The organism is Methylobacterium sp. GC_Met_3 (genome assembly GCF_026540775.1).
Taxonomy (GTDB): Bacteria; Pseudomonadota; Alphaproteobacteria; order Rhizobiales; family Beijerinckiaceae; genus Methylobacterium.
Map to the genome: position 1 here is coordinate 656,061 of NZ_JALNUL010000001.1, position 21,599 is coordinate 677,659.

A 21,599-nucleotide genomic window follows, 5' to 3' on the forward strand; every position below is an offset into this window, starting at 1 on the left:
GCCTACTTTTTTTCCATAACGCACTGGAGAGGATGTTGGTGTTTGCGTGCGAAGTCCATGACCTGCGTCACCTTGGTCTCCGCCACCTCGTAGGTGAACACCCCGCACTCGCCGACCCCGTTCTGATGCACGTGCATCATGATCTGGTAGGCGTCCTCGTGGCTCTTGTTGAAGAAGCGTTCGACCACCAGCACGACGAATTCCATCGGCGTGTAGTCGTCGTTCAGGAGCAGGACCCGGTAGAGGCTCGGTCGCTTCGTCCGGGTCTTGGTGCGGGTGATGATCGCGGTGTTGGACCGGTCGTCGCCGCCCGGCGCGCGCGAGCCAGAGGCCGTGACCGGCCGCGCAATCCCCATCGAACGTGCGGTGCCCTGTAGGGGGACCTGAGTCATGTGCGTCGAACCGATCCCTCGATTGGAGCGGGCGTCGCCGACTGCGAAGGCCGATCCCGTCCTGGCCCTGCCGGGAGCAACGCGCGGCTCCTCTGTCACTAATCTACAGACGGTGAGCCGACTTCGCCAGACGCCTGCGCGCACTTGTCCGTCCCGCTGAGCTTGCGACTGCCGCACGGCCGCCGATCCGCTAATGCGCCCGGGTGGGGTGGGGTGCGGGCGACCGCATCAGATCGGCGGTGAGCACCCCGTTCTGGTCTGCCGTCACGGCCGAACGCGCGGTCGGGTGTAACCTGGCCCGCTCGAGAGACGCGGACTGGACCGCTGGCATCTTGGCCGGATCGCGGGTTGCGTCGCGGGTCCGGGCCGTGGCCGCACGATCGTCGAGGCCCCGCTTGATGGAAGTGGCCCACGCGATCCCGAGGGTCCGTCCGGTGATGCCGAGCCGCCGCCCCGGCGCGCCGACGCTGGCCGGATCCGGAAAAGACAGGTGGCGCGCGCGTCAGCATGGCCGAACTCCCGGCCGCCGCCGGCTCGTCGGGGCCGGGTGGCTGTATCGGATCTGACACCGACTGTGTGCGCCGCGTCCGGCAGCGTCAAGCGGCGACAATTCGGGTGTAGCGCGGACTCGGCGGGGCGCACTTCGCCCTCCCCGTTCTGCGGCTGGGGGCGTGTCGCGGGTTCGCTGCCCGGCCCGCAACCATCAGCAGAAACGCAACAACCCGATACGCGCGGCGATCGCATTAACGGGCCTGTAACTGCACTTGCCTAACTCTGCGGTGATGCAGCGGGGCCACGCGACCGGCGCCGCTCCGCTCTAGGGACACGACCGGCGCGTGCCGGTCTCGCGAGGCAATCAGGCGTGATGCGTAGCGTAGTAGGCCGCTCTCGGACGATTCCCGCGCTGCCGGCCGCGATCCTGGCCGCCGCGGTTCTGTCCACCCTCGCCGCCCCGGCCGAAGCCCGGCGTGGACGGCACCACCACCACGCCCGCGCGGCCGGTGGCGGCTACAACCCGCCCTACGCCGCCATGGTAGTGGACGTGAAGAGCGGCAAGACCCTCCACGCGGTCAACGAGGATGCGCTGCGCCATCCCGCCTCGATCACCAAGGTGATGACCCTCTACCTGCTGTTCGAGCAGATGGAGCGCGGCAAGTTCGCCCTCGATTCCGATCTGACCATCTCGGCCCATGCCGCCGCCCAGGCCCCCTCGAAGCTCGGCCTGCGGCCCGGCCAGACCATCGCGGTCGAGGACGCCATCAAGGCGATCGTGACCAAGTCGGCCAACGACGTGGCCTGCGCCATCGGCGAGAACATCGCGGGCTCCGAGGAGCGTTTCGCCCAGATGATGACCGCCAAGGCCCATGCCCTCGGCATGAGCCGGACGCACTACGCCAACGCCTCGGGCCTGCCCGATCCCGATCAGCTCACCACGGCCCGGGATCTCACCGTGCTGGCCCGGGCGATCCAGGACCGCTTCCCGCACTATTACCGCTACTTCCAGACCCGGTCCTTCGCGTTCCGGGGTCGGGTCATCGGCAACCACAACCACCTGCTGGGCAACGTCCAGGGTGTGGACGGGATCAAGACCGGCTACACCCGGGATTCCGGCTTCAACTTGATGACGGCGGCGAAATCCGAGGGCCGTCAGATCGTGGCGATCGTGCTGGGCGGCAAGTCCGGCGCGGGCCGCGACCGGATCATGGCCGACCTCGTCCGCTCCAGCCTGCCGCGCGCCTATGCCGGTGCCCGGATCTCGGCGCCCACCACCGAGGTCGCCGAGCGCGCCCGCCCGGCGGTCGTCGCCGACGGCGTGTCGCGGACCCGCACGCAGGTCGCCTCCGCGGACGACGAGGATGTCGAGACCACCGGCACCACCGGCGAGCCTCTCGATCTCGCGCCGAAGGGCACCACCACGACGCCCGGCGGCACGTGGAAGGTTGGACCGCAGGGCATCCCGAAGACCGCCCAGGCTTATGCCGGCGCGAGCAGCGCCCAGGCGCCCTTCCCCGGTGCCAGCAAGACGGTGGCGCGCGTGGCCTCGGTCGAGCGCGACGAGCCGCCGAAGGCGGTGTCCGGCGCCCGCGTCGTGCCGACCGCCTGGGTGATCCAGCTCGGCGCCATGGACGACGAGACCAAGGCCCGCTCGATGCTCTCGGAGGCCCGCGCCAAGGTCGGCGGCAGCCTGTCGAAGGCGGCCCCCTACACGGTCAAGGTCGAGCACGGCGGCACCACCCTGTTCCGCGCCCGCTTCTCGGGCTTCGCCGAGCAAGATTCCGCGCAGGACGCCTGCTCGGCCCTGAAGCGCAGCGGCTTCAGCTGCTTCGCGACCCGGAGCTGATCGACGAGGACCGGCCGGCGCGTCCAGCGCCGGCAGGATGTGCCGCGACGCTGTTCGCCCGCGGCCGAGACCCATCCATTTTCTGACAACGCGCGTGGAGTATCAGCGATGTCGGTTCAAAAGCCTGTCCCGGGCGGCGTTGACGCGCGCCGCACCCTCGGCGCTTCCCCCCTGGTCGGGGTGGGCGCGCTTCATCAGCGACCGGTGGGCCGTCCGGATCTGCTCAGCGGTCGCCCCGCGCTGAAGCCCCAGGATCTGGTACGCCTCCTCCTGCGTCAGCGCCCCTGGGTTCGGCGGGCGGCGCGACCCCGGGTCGCCATCACGCTCAGCGTCTACACGCCAACCGGGCGCCCGGCGGTCGAGATACGGCTCTAGCAAGGCGACGCCCATCGGGTCGCGAACCCGGCAGAGCCGCAGCAAATTGACGACCGCGTCGGTCGGCATGGCGTCGAGCCACACCCCCGCCTGAGGCCCACCGGTCACGCGGCCGGTGCGCAGGCTGCCGTCGGGGCGCAGATGCGCCTCGATCAGCGTCGTGCGGAAGCGACGATCCTGGGACTCGTAGGGATCGCGCGGCGCTGGGGGATCGCGCGGCGCTGGGGCCGTGTCGGAATAAAGGGGATTCTGAGGATCACGGGGATTGTTCGCGGCCCCCGACCGGATCAAGCGGCGCAGCCGCGCCGTCATCGAGTCCTGTCCCTCGATCATCCAGACGCCGCTCAGGCCGAGCAGCGCCGCCAGGACGAGGTTTCCGTGCAGGAGCAGAAAGCCGCCCGCCAGCAGCGACACCGCGCCGAGCGTCCGCGTTCCGCCCATCACGGCACCGAGCCCCTGGCCGAGGGCGCGTCTCAGCCGCCGGCCGAGGCCGTCTTTGTTCTTCGACAGCCACCAGAGCGTCAGGCATGCGAGCAGGCCGGCAAACAGCGCCATGGTCAGCGCCGCACGCCGTACGTGGCCGAGGCATGGCCGCCGATCCGCACGGTCGTGCCGTCGCCCAGATCGTAGACTCCCTCCCGGCGGGTCGGTGCGGGCCGGGTGCCGGCCGCGCAGCCGGGCTGCGGCGGCAGCCGCACGCCCTCGGGCAGGTCTTCCGGGCATAGGCGCGAGCGCGCCGGTTGCTCGGCGGCGCGCGCGGCTCCGGCGGCGCCGAGGGCGAAGAGGATCGGGAGCAGCAGGGCCTTCACTGGCGATTCTCCGCCACATCCGTCGTGGTGATCCGGACCTGCCGGATCCGGCCGTCGCGCTCGACCTTCAGGGTGACGGCCGCGCCGAGCCCCGCCTCCTCGATCGCCGCGGTGAGGTCGGCCAGCCGATGGACCGTATTGCCGTTGGCTTCCACGATCACGTCTCCGAGATCGCCGGTCTGCGAATTGACGCCGCGCAGGCCGGCCTGGGCGGCGGGCGAGCCGGGCAGAACCCGCACGATCACCACCCCGTCGATGCCGAGCCGCGCGGTTGCGGCCTCTTGGGCGGCGATGATGCCGATGCCGGGATTGCGCACCCGGCCGACCTTGATCAGCTCCGGAACGATCCGGTTCACCACGTCCACGGGGATCGCGAAGCCGATGCCGGCGCTCGCCCCGGAGGGTGACACGATCGCGGTGTTGACGCCGATCAGCCGGCCCGCGGAATCGAGCAGCGGCCCGCCGGAATTGCCGGGGTTGATCGCCGCATCGGTCTGGATCACGCCCGACACCTCCCGCCCCTCGCTGGTCGGCATCCGCCGCCGGACGGCGCTGATGACGCCGGTGGTCAGGGTGTGGTCGAGGCCGAACGGGTTGCCGATCGCGAAGGTCGATTGCCCGACCTTGAGGTCCGCCGAGGTGCCGATCGCCAGCGGCGGCGGCATGTGCGTCACTCGGCCCAGCCGCAGGACCGCGAGATCGTAGCTTGGCGCGAGCCCGACCAGGCTCGCCGACGCCACGGTGCCGTCGCTCAGCCGGACCGAGACGGAGCCCCCGCTCTGCGCCGCGTTCTGGACGACGTGGGTGTTGGTGACGATGTGGCCGGCCCCGTCCCAGACGAAGCCGGTGCCGGTCTGGGTGCCGCCGCCCTGCTGCTCGCCGCCCTCGTCGTCGAGGTCGAGCAGGTCGCGGTTCTGCGCCGCGCCTTGCGCGAAGACGTGGACCACCGACGGGCTTGCCTGCTCGAACAGCCGGATCGTGGCCTGCTCGGACTGCGCGAGATCGCCGCGGGCGGTCACGGCCCGGGGCGTGTCCGCGGAATAGAGCAATGGCTGCAGGTAGGGCTGGGCCACGTACAGCGCCAGCAGGACCAGAACCGCGGCGAGCACGAAGCGCACGGTACGATCCGGCACGGATGTCTCCGAGAGAGAACCGGAGGTCGGCTCCGGCAGGCGCGGGTCTTAAGTGCGCGTTCAGGATCGAAGCGTCAACACAGGTGCGTACCGCCGCCTGTGAGCCTCAGACGTGTTCTGGCACACACGGGCAGGCGGAACAGACTGGCTAACGAAATGGTCATCATTCGAGGACCACAATTCTCGCAAGTTCTCGGCAACGCGTACGCGCTTAATACGGACTGGGAAAACGCGACCGCTGCGTCCATCGTGCTTACGCGGAGGACGCTGGTTTCGGAAACCGCCCGAATTGATCGCAAAGCCGCCGCAGAGATGCTTGCTTTGACGCTCAGACCCTCGATCCCCGCGTCGAGCTGGCTCAGGCCGGCGGTGGGTATCTGAACGGTCGCACACGGTTCGGAAGGACGAGTACCGATGGAAACCGAAGCTCTGGAACGGCCCGCCGATCTGACGATCTGGCGTACGGTCCCGGCGAGCGCCCCGCTGGCGCAGCCCGAGCGGTTCAACACCCTGCGCGAGGCGATCAAGGCCGCCGCCGGCGCCCTGGGCGACCCGGCCAAGCAGCCCTGGATCATCACCGAGGAGGGCGAGATCCTGTCCCCCAACTGGATCCGCACCTACCTGAACTGACGGCTCCGCGCCGCTGACAGCGGGGATACCGGGGACAGGCGCGTGCGCCCTCCCCGGCCTCACCTGGCCCTGTCGACCCCGGATGGGCGGCGCCTGATCGCCGCGACCGCCAGGGGTGCCTCCCGCCCGCGCAGGGTGTGGTCGCCGAGATCCTCCGCGACAAGGTTGCCGGGCAGCGGCCCGATCCGGTCGAGGAGATCGGCCGAGACCAACACGTGGACTCCCAGCGTCTTGGACAGGGCCTCCAGCCGCGCGGTCGTGTTCACCACGTCTCCGAAATACGCGATCTTGTGTCGCTCCAGTCCGATCTCGGCGGTGACCACCGGGCCGCAATGCAAGGCCGCGCGGAATTCAGGCACCTGCCCGAAGCGGTTGCGCCATGCTTCGGCCTCGGCGGCGAGGCGTGCTTCGAAATCGAACACGCAACGCAAGCAGGCGGCATCGCGGACACCGCGCTCCATCGTCCACGTCACCAGCGCCAGATCGCCGATATAATCGTCGATCGAGCCGCGGGCCCGGGAGACCGGTAGCGCCAGGGCGTTGAACACCTGTCCGAGATAGGCCTGCGCCTCCCGGTCGCCGTGCTGGTCGGCGAACTGGGTCGAGCCGGTCACGTCGAGGAACAGGAAGATTCGCTCCTCGCTGATCGGCCGGTGGTAGCGCCCGATCAGCAGGTTGGCGAACACCCCCGGACCGATCAGGTCGCGGACCCTAAACACGAACACCACGACGGCCGAGATGGCGAGCGCGTAGAGCAGCCCGGTATCAGTCATCAGCATCGCGTTCCGCTCGCTGTACATGAAGCGGACCAGGCGGTTGAGCACGGTGCTGGCGAGCGCGTTCCCGGCCACGATCAGTGCGACGTAGAGCGCCACGGTGGCGAGCAGGAACAGCGGCGTGGCGAGCCCCCGGATCCGCTCCCGCAGGACCGGAAACAGGAGCCGCCGCTCGTACAGCATGATCGGCGTGCCGATGATCGCGCCGCGGATCGCCGCGCCGGCCAGGGGGCCGACGTCGAAGATCGCCCCATAGAGCAGGCCCGCCAGCGCACCGAGTGCGGGGGCGACGAGGATGAACCCGGGTGGCCGGAACCTCATCGGCCCGGCCGTGGCCCCGACCCTCAATCCAGCCGCAGGGCGTGGACCGAGAACAGGCCGTCCGCGTCCGTCCAAACCTGGATCCACCGCCAGCCGGCGCGCTCGGCCAGGGCCCGGAAGGTCTCGACCGTGTACTTGTAGCTGCTCTCCGTGTGGATCGTCTCGCCGGCCGCGAACGCGAAGGTGTCCGAGCCTATCGCCACGTCCTGGGCGTCGCGGGCGACGAGGTGCATTTCGATCCGCGAAGCCTGCGGGTTGAACACGGCCCGATGGGTGAAGGCGTCGAGGTCGAAGCCGCCCCCGAGCTCGCGGTTGATGCGTGTCAGGAGGTTGAGATTGAACGCCGCGGTGACGCCTTCGGCATCGTCGTAGGCGCTTTCAAGGGTGCCTGCGTCCTTCACGAGATCGACACCCACGATCATGTGAGCCCCTGATCCCAGGATCCGCCCGAACCGGGCGAGCAGCGCTTCGGCCTCCTCGGGCTCGAAGTTGCCGATCGTCGAGCCGGGGAAGAAGCCGGCCCGCGGCAGGCCCGCGAGGCTCTCGGGCAGGTCGAAATCCCGGGTGAAGTCGGCCACCACCGGCTCGACGCGCAGGTGCGGGAAATCGGCGCTCAAGGTCTCGGCCTGCGCGCGTAAAAACTCGCCGGAGACATCGACCGGCACGTAGGCCGCCAGCTTGTCGAGGTGCCGCAGCAGGCGGCGCAGCTTCACCGTCGAGCCGCTGCCGAACTCGACCAAGGCGGCGCCCGCCGGCAGCAGCGCGGCGATCTCCGGCCCGCGCCCGTCCAGGATCCCGATCTCGGTGCGGGTCGGGTAGTATTCCGGCAGCCGGGTGATCTTCTCGAACAGGTCGGATCCGGCCGCGTCGTAGAAGTACTTTGGCGAGAGCGCTTTCTGCGGGCGGGACAGGCCTTCGCGCACGTCATCGAGGAAGGCCGGTGCGACCGGTGTCGGATCGGAAAACGTCGGGTTGATGGTCACGGGTCGCTCCGGGGCGCGTCAGGCGGCATCGGCGAGGCGCAGTCCGGTGAACTGCCAGCGCTGATGCGGATAGAAGAAGTTGCGGTACGGCAGCCTTGCATGACCGTCCGATGTGGCCACCGAAGAGCCGCGCAGCACGAACTGGTTGTTCATGAACTTGCCGTTGTACTCGCCCAGGGCACCCGGCAACGGCCGGTAGCCCGGATAGGCGACGTAGGCGCTGCGGGTCCATTGCCAGACGAGGCCGAACGCGTCCGGCAGGCCGCCGTCCCGGGCCGCGACCTCCCACTCGAACTCGGTCGGCAGGAAGCGGCCGGTCCAGCGGGCGTAGGCGTCGGCCTCGTAGTAGCTGATGTGGGTGACCGGCGCGTCGAGATCCACCGGGCGCTCGCCGGCGAGCGTCATGGTCGCCCAGCCGTCACTGGTCCGGCGCCAATAGCCCGGCGCCTCCCAGCCCTCGGTCGGACCGGCATACCAGCCGTCCGACAGCCACAGCTCGGGCTTGGCGTAGCCGCCGTCCTCCATGAAGGCGAGCCACTGGCGGTTGGTCACCAATGCCCGGTCGATCCGACCGGCCTGAATCAGCGTCTCGTGGCGGGGCGATTCATTGTCGAAGGAGAAGCCCGGTCCCTCGTGCCCGATCCAGGCGATGCCCCGGTCGAGCCGGGTCTGGCCCGGGTGCGCCGCAGCCTTCGGGAAGCGCCAGTTCGGGTCGTAGGCCGGATTCAGTGGGTTCTGCGCGAAGGCGTGCAGGATGTCGGTGAGCAGGAGCTCCTGATGCTGCTGCTCGTGGTAGAGCCCGATCTCCAGGATCGGCAGGATCGCCTCCAGTGCGCGCTCGGAGGTTTGGCCCAGGAGTGACTCGACCGCCTGATCGATATGGGCCCGGTAGGCCGTGACCTCCGCCATGGTCGGGCGGGTGATCATGCCCCGCTGGATGCGCGGCTGCCGGGGGCCGGCCGCCACGTAGTACGAGTTGAACAGGTAGTGCAGCCGCTCGTCGTAGATGGTGTAGCCCGGCAGGTGCTCACGCAGCAGGAACTGCTCGAAGAACCACGTCACATGGGCCCGGTGCCACTTGGTCGGGCTGGCATCCGCCATGGACTGGACCTGCTGGTCCTCGGCGGAGAGCGGCGCCGCGCGGCACTCGGTCTCGCTCCGGACCTGTCGGAAGGCGGCGATCCAGGCGGCCCGGTCGATCGGACGAGCCGAGACGGGCGGCGGCGGGAAAGCCGGCGCTCCGGGCGCGTGTGTGTCGTCCGTGCGCAGTGCGGCCGTCGCTGCCATGAGGAGCGTTCCCTTTTTCTCGCCGCCCCGAGAACCGTTTCCTTGGTCCTGGGTTGGCGCGCAGAAGATATGTCTTGGCCGAGGTCAGACAACCTCCGCAGGCGGAGTCCGGCTGGCATGTGTCGTTCGACGGCGGTTCGCCGACGCCGCGGCGCGGTTAACACCGCGCGTTGGGGATCACGGGTCTTTCTCTCGCCGCAGTGACACCGCCTTAACCAGCGAGGCCGATTCTCGGGATCCTTGCGAGGAGTCCGGACGTCACATGCGGATCGATCTGATGGCCGGCGCCAGCCTCTCTGCCGCGGCTCTGCGCGGCGCCGCCGAGCCGACCATCCTGGTGTTCGATTCCGGGCTCGGTGGCCTCACCGTGCTCGATGCCGTGCGGCGCGCCCGGCCGGACGCCCGCTACGTCTATGTCGGCGACGATGCCGCCTTCCCGTACGGCCGCCTCACCGAGGCGGCCCTCGTCGCCCGGGTGCTGACCGTGATGGAGCGGCTGGTCGCGACCCACCGGCCCGATCTCGTGGTGATCGCCTGCAACACAGCCTCCACCGTGGTGCTGCCCGCCCTGCGGCAGCGCTTCACGACCCCGTTCGTCGGCGTCGTGCCGCCGATCAAGCCGGCCGCTGCGGCCACGCGCTCGCGCCTCGTCTCCCTGCTGGCGACCCCCGGGACGGTGGCCCGCTCCTACACGCGCGACCTGATCGCCACCTATGCCGAGGCCTGTACGGTCACGCTGGTCGGCGCGCAGAACCTCGCCAGCTATGCCGAGGCCGAACTCGCCGGTTTTCCCGTCGACGATGCCGTTCTCGCGGCCGAGATCGCGCCCTGCTTCGTCACCGAGGCGGACGGGCAGCGCACCGACGTGGTCTGCCTCGCCTGCACGCACTATCCCCTGCTGCTGCCGCGCCTCGAAGCCCTGGCGCCCTGGCCGGTGACCTGGATCGATCCGGCGCCGGCCATCGCCCGGCGCGTCGTGCAGCTGATCGGCTCCGCGCCGCGGGCGGCGGAGGGGCACGGTGCCGCACACGGGGCGTTCACGGCCGGGACCTGCCTGACCGATCCCCTGCGCACCGCGCTGGCGGCCCACGGGATCGGCGAGGTCGCGGTCGAGGCGATCCCGCTGCCGCTGCAATAGGCCGGCCTCGAATTCAGCTGGACCGACGATCGCATGAAAACTGTCTTCGCCGCTTGCCAAGCCGGCGAATGCAGTCTCTGATGGCGGCGATTCGCAGAAATATGCTGCTTTCGAGGGGCGCGTCGTGATGCTGAAAGCTGTAACGCTTGCGGCCGGGCTGCTGCTCGGGCTGGCATCGACGGGCTCCGCCTGGGCATGCGGCGACGGCGAGGCACCCACCGCCTGCGACGATCCGAGCCCGAACGGTTTCGCGTCCTGGATGCTCCATCGGGTCGATCGGGCGCTCGCGGCCGACAGGGCGCAGGCCTTGCAGGACTTCACCGACGGGGCCCGGGGCTTCCGCACCGCCGACACCTACGTGTTCTGCGTCGGACCGGACGGCGTCATGTCGGCTCACCCGAACCCGATCTTGAAGGGTCACGATGTCCACGACCTGCATGACAGGACGGGCAACCACTTCATCCGGACCATGATGGAGACCGCCAGGCCCGGACAGATCGCGGTGATCCGCTACCTGTTCCCGAAGCCGGGCAGCACCGTCGAAGAGCCCAAGACGACGTATTACACCAAGGCCGGTGATCAGACCTGCGCCGTCGGCGTGTACGACGCCGACGTCGCGGCACCCCAGGCGACGGCGGACAGCCGGGTCGCCGAACTCCGCCAGCGGCTCGACGGGGTGATCCCGACGACTGCCCGAGCCGACTGGACCGCGTTCCTCGAAGCGCTCAACGCGCAGCGGGCCGAGAAGACCACGGCGATCGCCCAGGCGCGGCGCGATCTGGTCGCCGCCGCAACCGCCCTCGATAAGGCCGGCGGCCCCCGGGCGCCGGGCGAATAGGATCCGCAGTGCGGTCGATCTACGGCTGCGGGCTGAGGATTGCAGCTGGGGTCGCCCCGGCCGGATCCTCGGAGGCGTCGGCGGGAACAACCAGATGGACGAACAGCATGCCGGCGGCGACGATCAGCGCGAGCGCCAGGATGCGCCAGGGCTCCAGGATCGGGCCCTGCGTCTCGGAGACGGTTCCGATCGCAGCTGTATCGCGGATGGCTCCAAAACCGTGTCGTGACGCGTTCCCGTGCACCGAACCAACGTCACCTTCGGCGGAGAGCGCTCTCATCGTGTCGCTCGGCATCGCGTCCTCGTTTCGGCCTCTGAGGACCGGATGGGACACCCAGAGCATGAACGCTTCGTAAATTCTCCGGGACCCGATCGTCCGCCTCACGCGCGACAGCAGAAGGGCCGCATCCCGCCGTGTCCGGACAGGTTCAGCGGAAAAACCGGCCGCCGTTCATGATCTTGACCCGGTATCGCTCCGGGCTGAGGACGTGTCCCAGGGGGTCGACGATCTGCACCGCCTCATAACCGGCGGCGATCCAGGTTCTGGCGAGCACAACCGCACTCGCGGCTCGGACCCTGGTCTGGCGGATATGACCCGTCTGCCCCCGGGCGGTGATGACGTACTGCGATATCGGGGTACCCGCACTTGCCATGGATCAGGAATTCCATGACCGCCGTTAATGTGCGCTATCTTACGTTTAAATAACGTCGGATTTCCGCGTTCGAAAGCAAGGATCGAACACAACAGATCTCGGCCGGATCAGCCCGCGAGAGCATCTATGCAGGTGTCAGGCCTCACGTGAATGAGGCGTGCGTGAAGCCCTCGCGCGCACAACGGCTGCAATTTTAGTCGCGCCGGTGCCGTCTTCCGATCCGTCGAAGTGGAGACCGGTTTGGTGCATGAGAGCGTCTTCGCCGGATCGGACATCACGCGCCGGTCCGTCGAGGCCAACGGCCCATCTTGGGTGGGCCACAGAGCGAGCCCCGGAATCGACGATCAGCCCTGCGCCCCGCCCGGCGTCATCGGCTTGGGCTTTGCAGCCGAGCCTCGCATCTGATCCGGGATTTGCGTGCCAGCGTGGGACATCGTGCCGATATCCACAGATGGTCGACGAAAACAGTGTTGTCACTGCCGACGAGAGGCAAACGTCTGTGCTTTAATATCGATGAGGCAAAGCTCCTCGGCGGCGGTACGCGCGATGTTCGAGAACCTGTTCTGGGGCGCGACGCTGGTCGCCCTGATCGCCGTCGCGGTACTGGTGGCCATCGGCGCCGCCCACGCGCCGCGGGCTGTCGGGCGGTTCGCGGACGCGGCTCAGCCAGATCCGCGCCGCTCGTTCGGGCGCAAGAGGGGCTGGCGCCGCTTCCCCTGGCCGGCGCGGCATCGGGGATCCCTGCGGGTGCGGTAGGCCGGCGCTCGGTCCGCAGCCCATGACGCGCTACAGGTGCTTAAGCCCGCAGCGTTCCAGCAGCAGCTCGTTCAGGGCCCGGATGCGATGCTGGCGCATGGCCTTGAGGGCCGCGTCGGCCGTATTGATGCGGATGGTCTGTGCGATCCGGCGATGTTCCTGTCCGGCCCGGCCACGGCGGCCGGCATCAAAGCGATCGGCAATCTCGGCGTCGTCGTCGGACCGTGGATGATCCGCTGGATCAAGGACCGGACCGGTAGCTTCGCGGGCGGCCTGATGGTCGTGGCCGGCCTGCTCCGTTCTCCGCGAGCCTGACCTTCGCGGTCGCCCTGCACGGAATCCTTTTGACCCGGAGACCCACCATGAAGACCTACACCATCGCGGCCATTCCGGCGGACGGCATCGGCGTTGAAGTCATCGCCGCTGGCATCGAGGTGCTCGATGTGCTGGCCGAGAAGACCGGCACCTTCCGGTTCCAGTTCGACCATTTCGACTGGGGCTCGGATTACTACAAGGCGCACGGCGTCATGATGCCGGCGGACGGCCGCGACCAGATCCGCAACCACGACGCGATCTTCTTCGGGGCGGTCGGCGCGCCGGACGTGCCCGACCACATCACCCTCTGGGGCCTGCGGCTCGCGATCTGCCAGCCGTTCGATCAGTACGCCAACGTCCGCCCGACCCGCATCCTGCCGGGCATCACCAGCCCGCTGCGCCACGTCTCGGGGCCGGAACTCGACTGGGTGATCGTGCGCGAGAACTCGGAGGGCGAGTATGCCGGCGTCGGTGGCCGGGTCCACCAGGGCCACGCCAACGAGGTCGCCACCGATGTCTCGATGATGACCCGCTCCGGGGTCGACCGCATCATCCGCTACGCGTTCCGGTTGGCTCAAACCCGCCCGCGCAAGTTACTGACCGTGGTGACCAAGTCGAACGCCCAGCGCCACGCCATGGTGATGTGGGACGAGATCGCCGCCGAGGTGGCACAAGACTTCCCCGACGTTACCTGGGACAAGATGCTGGTCGACGCCATGACGATGCGCATGGTGGTGAAGCCGCAGACCCTCGACACGATTGTGGCGACGAACCTGCACGCCGACATCCTCTCGGACCTCGCGGCGGCGCTGGCGGGCTCGCTTGGCATCGCGCCGACCGCGAACATCAACCCCGAGCGCACCTTCCCGTCGATGTTCGAGCCGATCCACGGCTCGGCCTTTGATATCACCGGCAAGGGGATCGCCAACCCGGTCGCGACCTTCTGGACGGCGTGCCAGATGCTGGAGCATCTCGGCGAGGCGCCCGCCGCCGATCGGCTGATGCGCGCGGTCGAGCGGGTGACCGCGGATCCGAACCTGCACACGCCGGATCTTGGCGGCACGGCCACCACCCGGCAAGTCACCGATGCCGTGATCGCGGCGATCCGGGGCGACAACGTCTGAGACGGGCCGCCGGGGGGTGAAGCCTTCCGCTCTCCGGCTCCACCGGCTCGACAGAGCAGCCCAACGCTCGAGCCGCTGTATTGGGGCGCGCGCTCTCCGCCGAACCGGCGTCCACTCCGGCGGAGAGCGCTCATAAGCGCGCGGATCTAAGCCGGAAGCCGACTTACGGAACGGTGCCGGGAAGGCCCGGGCTTCGGGTTCCGCAGGCCCGACAGAAGCGCTCGAAGGTGCTCTTGCGCTGTGCGCAGGCCGGGCAATCCGCGAAGAGGCCGAGGCCGCAATGGGGGCAGAAGTTCGTGCTCGCTTCGTCCAGGGCGATCGGCCGTTCGCAGCCGGGACATGCCTTCCTGGCCAGCCGCGCAAGGGCCTGATCGGTAGCGATCTCGGTGCGCCGTTCCGCGTCCGGACGGTCTTCCACCGCGGCCAGTCGCGCGCGGTAGGCGTGGAGCGCATTGATCGTTGCGCGGCCCGCGACCAGCGTCGCGATCACGCCGACGCCGTAATGCACGTAGCCGCCGTAGCTCGGCGTATACGGCACGAGTTCGACGAAGAAGGCGAAGGCCGCCGCTATGGCGAAGCCCCAGACGAACGGCCAATTGCGGGTCTGCCGCCGCTTGAGCAGGAGCCATCCGGCCAGGGCCAGCAGCGGCAGCGTCAGAGCGAGCCTGTAGGCGAAGACGCGCAACTCCTGGCCGTGCTCGGCCGCATCGAGCCGCGTCTGCGCAGCTGATCGCAGGGTGTCGTCCCGCTGCACTTGCTCCGCTTCGCGTGCGGACAGGTCGAGCCCTGTCCGCGTCAGAGCTGCGAGCCGTTCTTCGATGGCGCGCTCGGCGGCCTTGAGCGCGTCGAGCTGCTCCGTGCGGGCGATCAGGCCGGGGTCCTGATCGACCCGCTGCGTGGCGTCTCGGGTCTTCAGCCAGTTGGCGAAAGTCTCGCGCGCGCCCTCGGAGGCCGATCGGGCCGCGTCCAGGGCGAGTTGATCCTGCTCGACCTGCCGACGGCTTTCATCCTGTTCGCGGCGGATCTGCTTCAGAGCCTCGGTCGAATTCCGGGTCTGGTCGGCGTCGAGGAACTGTTCGAGCGTGTAACGGTGCTCGACCTGAGGAAGATCTCCCACGACCAGTGAGCCAAGCCCGATCAGGAACCAAGCGAAGACCAGGGCAACGATCCAATGCGCCAGCGTCAACCAGCGCTCGGAGAGCCTTGAACCGGAACGCACGCGAGACAACTCCACCAAAGTTTGCGGTTGGCCTTTAGAGCATCATGTAGCCGGTCGGAACCGGCACGATGCTCTAGGTCAATGGTGTTGCATCATCTTCCGCTGAAGGTCGCTGGCCGCTGTTTCGAAGGCTCTCGCATCGTGCGGCCGAACGGACTGCGTTTCGGCAGGGCCGCTTTTCAGCCCAGGCGGACGTACACAAGCGCGTCGGCGCCAATCCGTCCGCGTGCGGCGGGCGCGAACTCCGCGGTCCGCATCCGAAAACCCCGGTTACGAAAGCCTCGCCTGCGCGTTGTCAGCATGGTCCGACCCTGCCTAGAGCGCCCGATGCTCGCCCGATCCGCCCTACTCTTCGTCGTCCTCACGTCGAGCGCGCAGGCTGCCGCCTTCGATGACCTGAAAGGCTACCTCGCCTCCTGCCTCCGGTTCGAGATGAGCGGCGCTCCGGCGGCGCGGGCGGCGCCCCTGTCGTCGCGGATTCGCGAGGCGCTCGGCCGATGCTCCGACGACGTCGCGCGCCTCGAACGGGCGGATGGCCGCCGCCTGCGCGGCGATGGCGGGCTCAGCCCATCCACCAAGGACGTGATCCAGAGCGTCGTGGGCCGGAGCGGGTTCACCACCGTCCGGTATTGAGCCCTCCCCGGACCTCAGCCCGGAAGGCGGTGCGGTCTCAGCCGGCGCGACAGCATGAGGCCGACCAACGCGATCGCGGCAAGCGCCGAAACGGTGAGGCCCGTGCGCAGACCGGCCGGCACGTACTGCATGGTCAGCACGCCGTCTCCGGCCGGGATGAGTGCCGACAGCAGGAAGTCGTTGACGGTCTCGACGGCCAGCGGTGCGCCGTTCCAGGCCGCGGCGTAGCCCGGATACCAGGCGCGCGCCCAGACGACGCGTCCGCCGCCCGGTGAGGTGACGGCGTAGCGTCCCGACGCCGCGCCCTCCGCGGCCGCGGTGACGGTGAAGCCCGGTGGCCCGGCCGAGAGCGTTCCGGGCAGGGTAGAGCCGCCGCCCACCCGCTCGAACAACTCGGCCGCCACGCCGCTGCGCCGGGTCCAGCCCGGTCCGGCGACGGCAGCGAAGCCGTCCGCGCGCGGCCCTCGTTCCACAGCGACCCGCGCCACGCGCGCGAGATCGAGGGTGCTGGCGCCGGTCACGGGGTCCGGGCGCGCCAGCCGCTCGGCGGCCTCCGGGCAGGTCGCCCCGCCCCGCCACATGCAGATCGCACGGAAGCCCCGCATCGGCATCGGCGAGTAGCCGCCGACCACTGCGGCGTCGGTCAGCAGCGGCGTGTTGGAATGCGGCAATTCGGTGAACAGGGCGCCCTGGGCCGGCGGTGCCATCGGGGTGCGATGGTAGTCGGTATCGTGGAGGACCAGCATCGTGTCGCCCGGGCGCAGGGGTGGAGCGACATAGGCCGAACGCGCCATCGGCGCGGGCCATGTGCCGACCTGCTCGTTGACCGGCATGGTCGTGGTGAGGATCGCGAACACGACCGCGTGGCTTGCGGCGATGATCGCGAGACGCGTCGTCCCCTCCGCCCGCAGCGCCAGCGCGGCCGTGAGGGCGATGAGCGCCGTCAACCCGATCTGGAGCGTGAGCAGGCCTGGATCGCGGACGAGCGCGACCGCGCCGCCGATCGCGATGAGCCCCAGGGTCCGGCCCGGCGCCCAGCGGTCCCGGGTCGCAAACCAGGCGGCCACGATGGTGCAGCCAATCTGAACGAAGGGCAGGAAGCGGAACGGCCAGCGCAACTGCGATACGCCGGGTGAGATCGCGAGCAGCGCGATCACCGCCGTCACGGCCAGCAACAGGGCGACGCCGCGGCTCTCCGGCTCGTTCAGCCGTGCCCGGGAGGCGTTCACCAGGGCGACCGGGACCCACCAGGAGACGTACTGGGCCGGCGGCCCGGCATGCATTTTCAAGCCGCGGAATCCGAGCCAGGTCTCCGGCCAGACCGGCACGCCCATCGCCAGGATCACGGCGAGCGGCGTAGACAGCATGTCGTGGAACAGGACTTCCGGCTGGCGGGAACTCGTCCCGATCGCGGCCGCGAGCGGCATCCAGGCCGGGGCGGCGAGTAGCCCGCCGAGCCCGGCAGCCAGGGCAATACGGGCGCAGGCCCATCCGTCGCGGCCGGCCCAGAAGGCCAGGGGGAGAGCGACGCCGAGGCCGGCGAGGAGCGCCGCGTCGGAGAACGGCCAGCCGCTCGCGATGGTCATAGAGACGGCGCCCGCGGCCGCGGGCATGAAACCCGGTGCCCGATAGGCCCGGATCAACGCGGCGGTCGCCCAGGACAGCCAGGCGGTGCTGACGAGGCCGGGGATCCACGTGATCGCGCCCCAATAGATGATCCATCCGCTCGTCGCGGCTGTCAGCCCGGCCAGTATGGCGGCCGCCCGGCTGACACCGACCACGCGCGCCAGGGCGTAAGTCCCGCCGGCGAGCAGGCCGACATGGACGAGCACGAAGAAGGCCGCCGCCTGATCGAGCCGCGCGAACCCGTCGAGTACGAGGTAGAGCAGGAGGCTGACGGGGTTGAACAGCGCGTACTGATACTCGGCGAGGAACGCGCCCCCCTGGAACAGGCGCGGCGTCAGGAACGGCAGCTCCCCCGCCTTGATCAGCCGGGCGATCTCCAGGAACCCCGGCATGAAGTAGGCTTGGTAATCGTCCGTGAAGAAGAAGGTCGGGGTGTGGGCCAGCGGAATCGCCGCGGTCGCAACGGCGAGACAGGCGGTCAGCAGGCCCCAGCCGAGTTCGGTGCCGCGCGACAGGCTGACAGGCGCCGCCGCACCGGTGATCAGCCCGGCGCTCATCGCGTCCAGACCCCGACGACCGACTTTCCGGCGCGGAACCCCAGCCAGGGATCGAGGCGGCGCGAGATCGGAACCATCAGGCGGTCCCAGGCGGAGATCTGGCCCGCGCTCGGCATCGCGCTCCGCAGGACCAGACGGTTGCCCAGTGAGGCGCCGAACCCGACCGCATCGAGGTAGTCGAGCCGCACGCGCCGCAGGCCGTCGGGCGCAGCCGCGCGCAAGGTCGCACGGGTGTAGCGCCGCTCGTGTCCGATCGCGGCATCGAAGGGCGCGTAGAGGAACGGATGAGCCGGCGAGAGCACGATGAGGTGGCCGCCGTCTGCCAGGCGCGAAGCCGCCCCCGCAAGCTCGCCGTGATCGTCGCGGATGTGCTCCAGCACGTCGATGTACAGGATGGTGTCGAAGCGCTGAGCGGGGTCGAGGTCACGGCTCGTTCCGCGCAGCACCCGTGTCCGAGCCGGCAGCCCGCCCGACGCGATCCGCGTCGCGAGGTGCGCAGCGAAGCGTGCATCAGGCTCCAGACAGGTCCAGGCCGTGATGCCCGTCCGCGGGGCGAACACCTCCGCCGTCGCGCCCAGTCCGGCGCCGACATCGAGGACGCGGCCGTCGACGAACGGTGCGATCACGTCGGACCAGTAGCGCTTCCAGTTGCACGCGGTCGCGAACAGCTCGAGTTCGGTCCCGACATACGCGGCGTGCGGGGCCGTCACGCCGCGCGCTGATCCGCTGGCCACTTCGCGTCTCCGTCTTCGGTTTTCTCCGCGGCGGGGGCCAGCAAGAACCAGTGCGCATCGCGGGCCGGCACGGTCTCGGGCAGTGCGCGCCGGTTGAGGTGGGCCGCCGCCGCCGTCGCCGCGAGCAGGGCCGCCTGGAACAGAACAACGAGGAGCAGGCCGCCCGCGTTCGTCGCCCAGCCGGGCATGGCGAGGTCGGTGCAGAAGCGGACGAGCACCACGCCGATCATCGCGACGACCACGCCGCATCCGAACACGGCCAGGAGCACGAGCAGGCGTACGAGGCAGACATCCTCGAACACCGCGATGGCGTTGAGCCCGTGCCGGATCAGCGCCGTCGCGTTCATGGTCGATCGCCCGGCGTAACGCTGGCCGCGGTCGAGGGGGATGCGGCGGAGCGGCAGGCCGGAGCGGATCAGGCTCGCGGCGAAATGGCTCCACAACGCCGGGGCATGGACGAGCCGCGGCAGATGCGCCGGTGGAATCGCGCAATAATGTCCGAAATCGATGCGCCGCCCCGTGCAGAGCCGGAAGACCAGTTTGAACAGCCCGTAGCCTAGCGCGAAACGGGCGCCCTCGAAGCGGCGTCGGCGCTGGGCGCAGATCACGGCCTCGGGGTGGGCCGCGGCTTCCGCGACGAGCCGCGGGATATGCTCCGGCGGATCCTCCCCGTCGCCATCCATGACGAGGATCGCGCGGTAGGCACTCGCCTGCTTACTCGCCTGGACGAGACCGACCGCGATCGCACGCTGATGGCCGAGATTGGTGGCCAGGACCGCCGGGCGCAGGCGCAGCCGGCGTGCCGCGTTGGCGACCTCGGCCAGCACGCGCTCCCCCGATTGCCAGGATCCGTCATCGACGATGATGAGGTCGGCGTGAAGATCGGCCTCGACCAGAACTGTGTCGATCGCCTGTGCCAGGATGGGGAAGGCGGCCCAGTCGTTGAAGACGGGCACGACGATGGCGATCGGGCGGGAATCGTGTGGCGAGGCCTGCGGAGGTTGGCCCAGGGCGGTCAGTTCGGAGGCGACCCGCGCGAACCGCTCGACCTCGCTCGGCTCCATGTTGCTCTCCGCCACGTCTCCGCGTGCAACCGCCGCGTCAGACCGTCGAAGACTGGTTGGGCAGCGTAAACATTCGATTAAAAGCGGCGTGACCGCTTTTATACCGCGAGACCTTTGGCAACGTCGCTGCCTTGATCCGGTCGAAGCTTGATGTGCTCACGGGGGCGATCGGGACCGGCGCGATCACTCGTGCTAAGCTTGTTCTCGCCGATGCAGCCAAGGCCGTCAGCGGCCTTGAAGCCTGCCAGTAAGGGAGCAGCCGTCGCCCGGCACATTCAGGATCGCCACCGAGCGTCCAGCGCCCGCACGGATCGCGAGCTATCTCGATCGCCTACGAGGCGTCGGCAAACTCGCACCCCGGAAAAGATAAAGCCCGCCAACAACTTGGCGGGCTCGCATCTATCAATTTGTGCCCAGGAAAGGGTCGCAGAGAGTGAGCAAGATCAATGACTTGCTCGCCAGTGGGACCCGACACCTTTCCAGGCGATCATTACGCTTTTCGGACGAGTGTCCCACCGCCTGAAGGCCCCTCCCCGGCCCGTGGATCCGATCATCACCCGGACGACGATACCGACACGAGCGAGCCGGCCCGCGCCGAACTGGTAGCTGAGTCCGCCGTCATCTTCGTTGACGCCGCCGCCGCGAGTTGGCGGTGCACGTTCGCATCCAGTTCCTGGCGTTCAGCCCGGCCGTCGAGACCCCCCGCCTCTTGAGGAATCGCCATGCCCCGTCTTGATCCGAACGCCCGGCGCCGCCTCGATAGCTGCCTCAGCATGGCTGAGCATGGGGCGACAGCAGGCGAGCGCGCCGCCGGCTTGGCCGCCGCCGAGCGCATCGCAGCGGCCACCGGTATGACCCTCGCCCAGGCCCGGGCCCAGGCCCAGGGACACGCGACGGCCGCGCGACACGCTGCGCCGCCGTCGAGTCCGTCGCCGCCCGGGCGGGCCGCCCGGACTCATTCCCGCACCAAGCCCCGCACGCCGTCGAAAGCTCAGACCGTCGAGGAGCGGCTGCGCGAGATGGACGAAGAACTCGCCGATCAGCGCAAGCGCGCCGCCGAGGCCGATCGCCGACTGGATCGGGAGCGTGCTGTGCGGGCGGTCTGGGAGGACGAGATGCGGGCGGTGCAGGCAGTGCGTGATCGCGAGTGGGCTCAGCGCCGGGATCAGCAGCGTCGAGCGGCCGCAGCCCATACGTTCGAAGCTCATATGGCTGCAATGCAGGCGACTCTCTCAGCCAGCCGCTACGCCCGCCACTCTGCCATTCACTGTTCACGGTGATCGGCCGCACTGCCCACGGAATTCAGGAAGCGGCTACGGCTAGAGGCTCGGCGTGCTATCTTCCTGGCGGAGGGCACGGGAATGCCAGATGAGCGACGCCGACACCAAGCACATCTACTGCACGGCCGATCGGATGAAGGCCAACCTTCGCATCGGTTCGGACGACAGCAAGACCGTGGAGTGCCCGACCTGCGGGCAGACCGACACCCTGGAGGTCGCGACTGCTGACGGGGTGAAGGGCATGCTCCAGGGCATGATCGGAGACACGATGCGCGGGGCGAAGAATATCACCGTCAGCCGCTCAGGTCCTGCGCCACGCTGGTTTCTGGCGGACTGAAGATGGCCGATCGTGACCTCACGCCCGGAGAACGCATCGCCTGTCCATCTTGCGGGGCACCCTACGAGGTGACGGCAGACGGCATGATCGAGACCCGCGAGGATGCACGCTGCCGAGACTGCCGATACACCATGGTGAAGTGGCGCCAGTACGTTGGTCTCCGGCCAGCCGAGCTGGATGCAGGCATCTTCGCTGACCCTTGATACCCAGTCGCGAGGTCTGCTCTGGGTGGATTGAAGACGGTCACCTTCTAATGAGTGAGCATATCGAAGCAGACA

The 21,599-nt window shown here is 69.2% G+C and carries 22 protein-coding genes and 1 pseudogene; 10 read left to right on the plus strand and 13 right to left on the minus strand.

Annotated elements, in window-relative coordinates; genetic code table 11:
* Positions 1-2 precede the first annotated feature (2 nt).
* Complete coding sequence (clpS, locus tag OXS27_RS03175) at positions 3-356, minus strand: ATP-dependent Clp protease adapter ClpS (protein WP_243925255.1); 354 nt, start codon at positions 354-356, stop codon at positions 3-5.
* A gap of 901 nt (positions 357-1,257) precedes the next feature.
* Here clpS and OXS27_RS03180 point away from each other — a divergent pair.
* Positions 1,258-2,733: a D-alanyl-D-alanine carboxypeptidase gene (locus OXS27_RS03180; protein WP_267354245.1), complete on the plus strand. Its 1,476-nt coding sequence runs from the start codon at positions 1,258-1,260 to the stop codon at positions 2,731-2,733.
* A gap of 102 nt (positions 2,734-2,835) precedes the next feature.
* Here OXS27_RS03180 and OXS27_RS03185 read toward each other — a convergent pair whose 3' ends face one another.
* From OXS27_RS03185 to OXS27_RS03195, 3 genes are read right to left on the minus strand one after another with little or no spacing between them, the layout of a single operon-like run.
* The gene (locus OXS27_RS03185) at positions 2,836-3,663 is read right to left on the minus strand and encodes a DnaJ domain-containing protein (protein WP_267354246.1); all 828 of its coding nucleotides are present in this window, start codon (positions 3,661-3,663) and stop codon (positions 2,836-2,838) included.
* A gap of 2 nt (positions 3,664-3,665) precedes the next feature.
* A complete protein-coding gene (locus OXS27_RS03190; protein ID WP_243925159.1) occupies positions 3,666-3,917 on the minus strand; it encodes a hypothetical protein in 252 nt (83 codons plus the stop codon).
* Positions 3,914-5,050, minus strand: a complete 1,137-nt coding sequence (locus OXS27_RS03195; RefSeq protein ID WP_267354247.1) for a trypsin-like peptidase domain-containing protein — start codon at positions 5,048-5,050, stop codon at positions 3,914-3,916. The genes OXS27_RS03190 and OXS27_RS03195 overlap by 4 nt, the downstream gene beginning before the upstream one ends.
* A 414-nt stretch (positions 5,051-5,464) precedes the next feature.
* On the opposite strand from OXS27_RS03195, the gene OXS27_RS03200 reads away from it, so the two are divergent.
* A complete protein-coding gene (locus OXS27_RS03200) occupies positions 5,465-5,680 on the plus strand; it encodes a hypothetical protein (RefSeq protein WP_243925156.1) in 216 nt (71 codons plus the stop codon).
* A 59-nt stretch (positions 5,681-5,739) separates the two neighbouring features.
* Here the strand turns inward: OXS27_RS03200 and OXS27_RS03205 are convergent, their stop codons facing one another.
* Genes OXS27_RS03205 through egtB form a run of 3 tightly spaced genes read right to left on the minus strand, consistent with a single transcriptional unit; the run spans position 5,740 to position 9,047 of the window.
* Positions 5,740-6,777, minus strand: a complete 1,038-nt coding sequence (locus tag OXS27_RS03205) for an adenylate/guanylate cyclase domain-containing protein (RefSeq protein WP_267354248.1) — start codon at positions 6,775-6,777, stop codon at positions 5,740-5,742.
* A 23-nt stretch (positions 6,778-6,800) separates the two neighbouring features.
* Entirely contained in the window at positions 6,801-7,760 is a 960-nt protein-coding gene (gene egtD, locus OXS27_RS03210) for an L-histidine N(alpha)-methyltransferase (RefSeq protein ID WP_267354249.1), read from the minus strand.
* 18 nt (positions 7,761-7,778) lie between these two features.
* Positions 7,779-9,047, minus strand: a complete 1,269-nt coding sequence (gene egtB / locus OXS27_RS03215; protein WP_267354250.1) for an ergothioneine biosynthesis protein EgtB — start codon at positions 9,045-9,047, stop codon at positions 7,779-7,781.
* A 262-nt stretch (positions 9,048-9,309) separates the two neighbouring features.
* On the opposite strand from egtB, the gene murI reads away from it, so the two are divergent.
* Positions 9,310-10,185: a glutamate racemase gene (murI, locus tag OXS27_RS03220; protein ID WP_267354251.1), complete on the plus strand. Its 876-nt coding sequence runs from the start codon at positions 9,310-9,312 to the stop codon at positions 10,183-10,185.
* 127 nt (positions 10,186-10,312) lie between these two features.
* The gene (locus tag OXS27_RS03225) at positions 10,313-11,023 is read left to right on the plus strand and encodes a cache domain-containing protein (RefSeq protein WP_243925142.1); all 711 of its coding nucleotides are present in this window, start codon (positions 10,313-10,315) and stop codon (positions 11,021-11,023) included.
* A 19-nt stretch (positions 11,024-11,042) separates the two neighbouring features.
* Here the strand turns inward: OXS27_RS03225 and OXS27_RS03230 are convergent, their stop codons facing one another.
* On the minus strand, positions 11,043-11,318 hold the full coding sequence (locus OXS27_RS03230; protein WP_243925141.1) for a hypothetical protein: 276 nt from the start codon (positions 11,316-11,318) through the stop codon (positions 11,043-11,045).
* A gap of 133 nt (positions 11,319-11,451) precedes the next feature.
* Entirely contained in the window at positions 11,452-11,577 is a 126-nt protein-coding gene (locus OXS27_RS03235; protein WP_267354252.1) for a hypothetical protein, read from the minus strand.
* Between the two features lie 645 nt (positions 11,578-12,222).
* On the opposite strand from OXS27_RS03235, the gene OXS27_RS03240 reads away from it, so the two are divergent.
* The 3 genes and pseudogenes from OXS27_RS03240 to OXS27_RS03250 all read left to right on the plus strand — a co-directional run bounded on the left by OXS27_RS03240 (position 12,223) and on the right by OXS27_RS03250 (position 13,871).
* A complete protein-coding gene (locus OXS27_RS03240; RefSeq protein ID WP_267354253.1) occupies positions 12,223-12,432 on the plus strand; it encodes a hypothetical protein in 210 nt (69 codons plus the stop codon).
* Positions 12,433-12,579: 147 nt separating this feature from the next.
* A pseudogene (locus tag OXS27_RS03245) lies at positions 12,580-12,729 on the plus strand (MFS transporter); the annotation flags it as partial.
* A 65-nt stretch (positions 12,730-12,794) separates the two neighbouring features.
* Positions 12,795-13,871, plus strand: coding sequence for a tartrate dehydrogenase (locus OXS27_RS03250; protein ID WP_267354254.1), 1,077 nt, complete (start codon positions 12,795-12,797; stop codon positions 13,869-13,871).
* Positions 13,872-14,034: 163 nt separating this feature from the next.
* On the opposite strand, the gene OXS27_RS03255 is transcribed toward OXS27_RS03250, so the two are convergent.
* On the minus strand, positions 14,035-15,090 hold the full coding sequence (locus tag OXS27_RS03255; RefSeq protein WP_243925134.1) for a zinc ribbon domain-containing protein: 1,056 nt from the start codon (positions 15,088-15,090) through the stop codon (positions 14,035-14,037).
* A 327-nt stretch (positions 15,091-15,417) separates the two neighbouring features.
* On the opposite strand from OXS27_RS03255, the gene OXS27_RS03260 reads away from it, so the two are divergent.
* The gene (locus OXS27_RS03260; RefSeq protein ID WP_243925132.1) at positions 15,418-15,723 is read left to right on the plus strand and encodes a hypothetical protein; all 306 of its coding nucleotides are present in this window, start codon (positions 15,418-15,420) and stop codon (positions 15,721-15,723) included.
* Positions 15,724-15,737: 14 nt separating this feature from the next.
* Here the strand turns inward: OXS27_RS03260 and OXS27_RS03265 are convergent, their stop codons facing one another.
* From OXS27_RS03265 to OXS27_RS03275, 3 genes are read right to left on the minus strand one after another with little or no spacing between them, the layout of a single operon-like run.
* On the minus strand, positions 15,738-17,906 hold the full coding sequence (locus OXS27_RS03265) for a hypothetical protein (RefSeq protein WP_267354255.1): 2,169 nt from the start codon (positions 17,904-17,906) through the stop codon (positions 15,738-15,740).
* On the minus strand, positions 17,903-18,616 hold the full coding sequence (locus tag OXS27_RS03270; RefSeq protein WP_267354256.1) for a class I SAM-dependent methyltransferase: 714 nt from the start codon (positions 18,614-18,616) through the stop codon (positions 17,903-17,905). Before OXS27_RS03270 ends, OXS27_RS03265 begins: the two co-directional genes overlap by 4 nt.
* The gene (locus OXS27_RS03275) at positions 18,613-19,719 is read right to left on the minus strand and encodes a glycosyltransferase (RefSeq protein ID WP_267354257.1); all 1,107 of its coding nucleotides are present in this window, start codon (positions 19,717-19,719) and stop codon (positions 18,613-18,615) included. The genes OXS27_RS03270 and OXS27_RS03275 overlap by 4 nt, the downstream gene beginning before the upstream one ends.
* Positions 19,720-20,426: 707 nt before the next feature.
* Between OXS27_RS03275 and OXS27_RS03280 the strand changes: the two genes are divergently transcribed.
* Both OXS27_RS03280 and OXS27_RS03285 read left to right on the plus strand, forming a co-directional pair.
* Positions 20,427-20,984: a hypothetical protein gene (locus OXS27_RS03280; protein WP_267354258.1), complete on the plus strand. Its 558-nt coding sequence runs from the start codon at positions 20,427-20,429 to the stop codon at positions 20,982-20,984.
* A gap of 88 nt (positions 20,985-21,072) precedes the next feature.
* Positions 21,073-21,321, plus strand: a complete 249-nt coding sequence (locus OXS27_RS03285; protein ID WP_267354259.1) for a hypothetical protein — start codon at positions 21,073-21,075, stop codon at positions 21,319-21,321.
* Positions 21,322-21,599 lie beyond the last annotated feature (278 nt).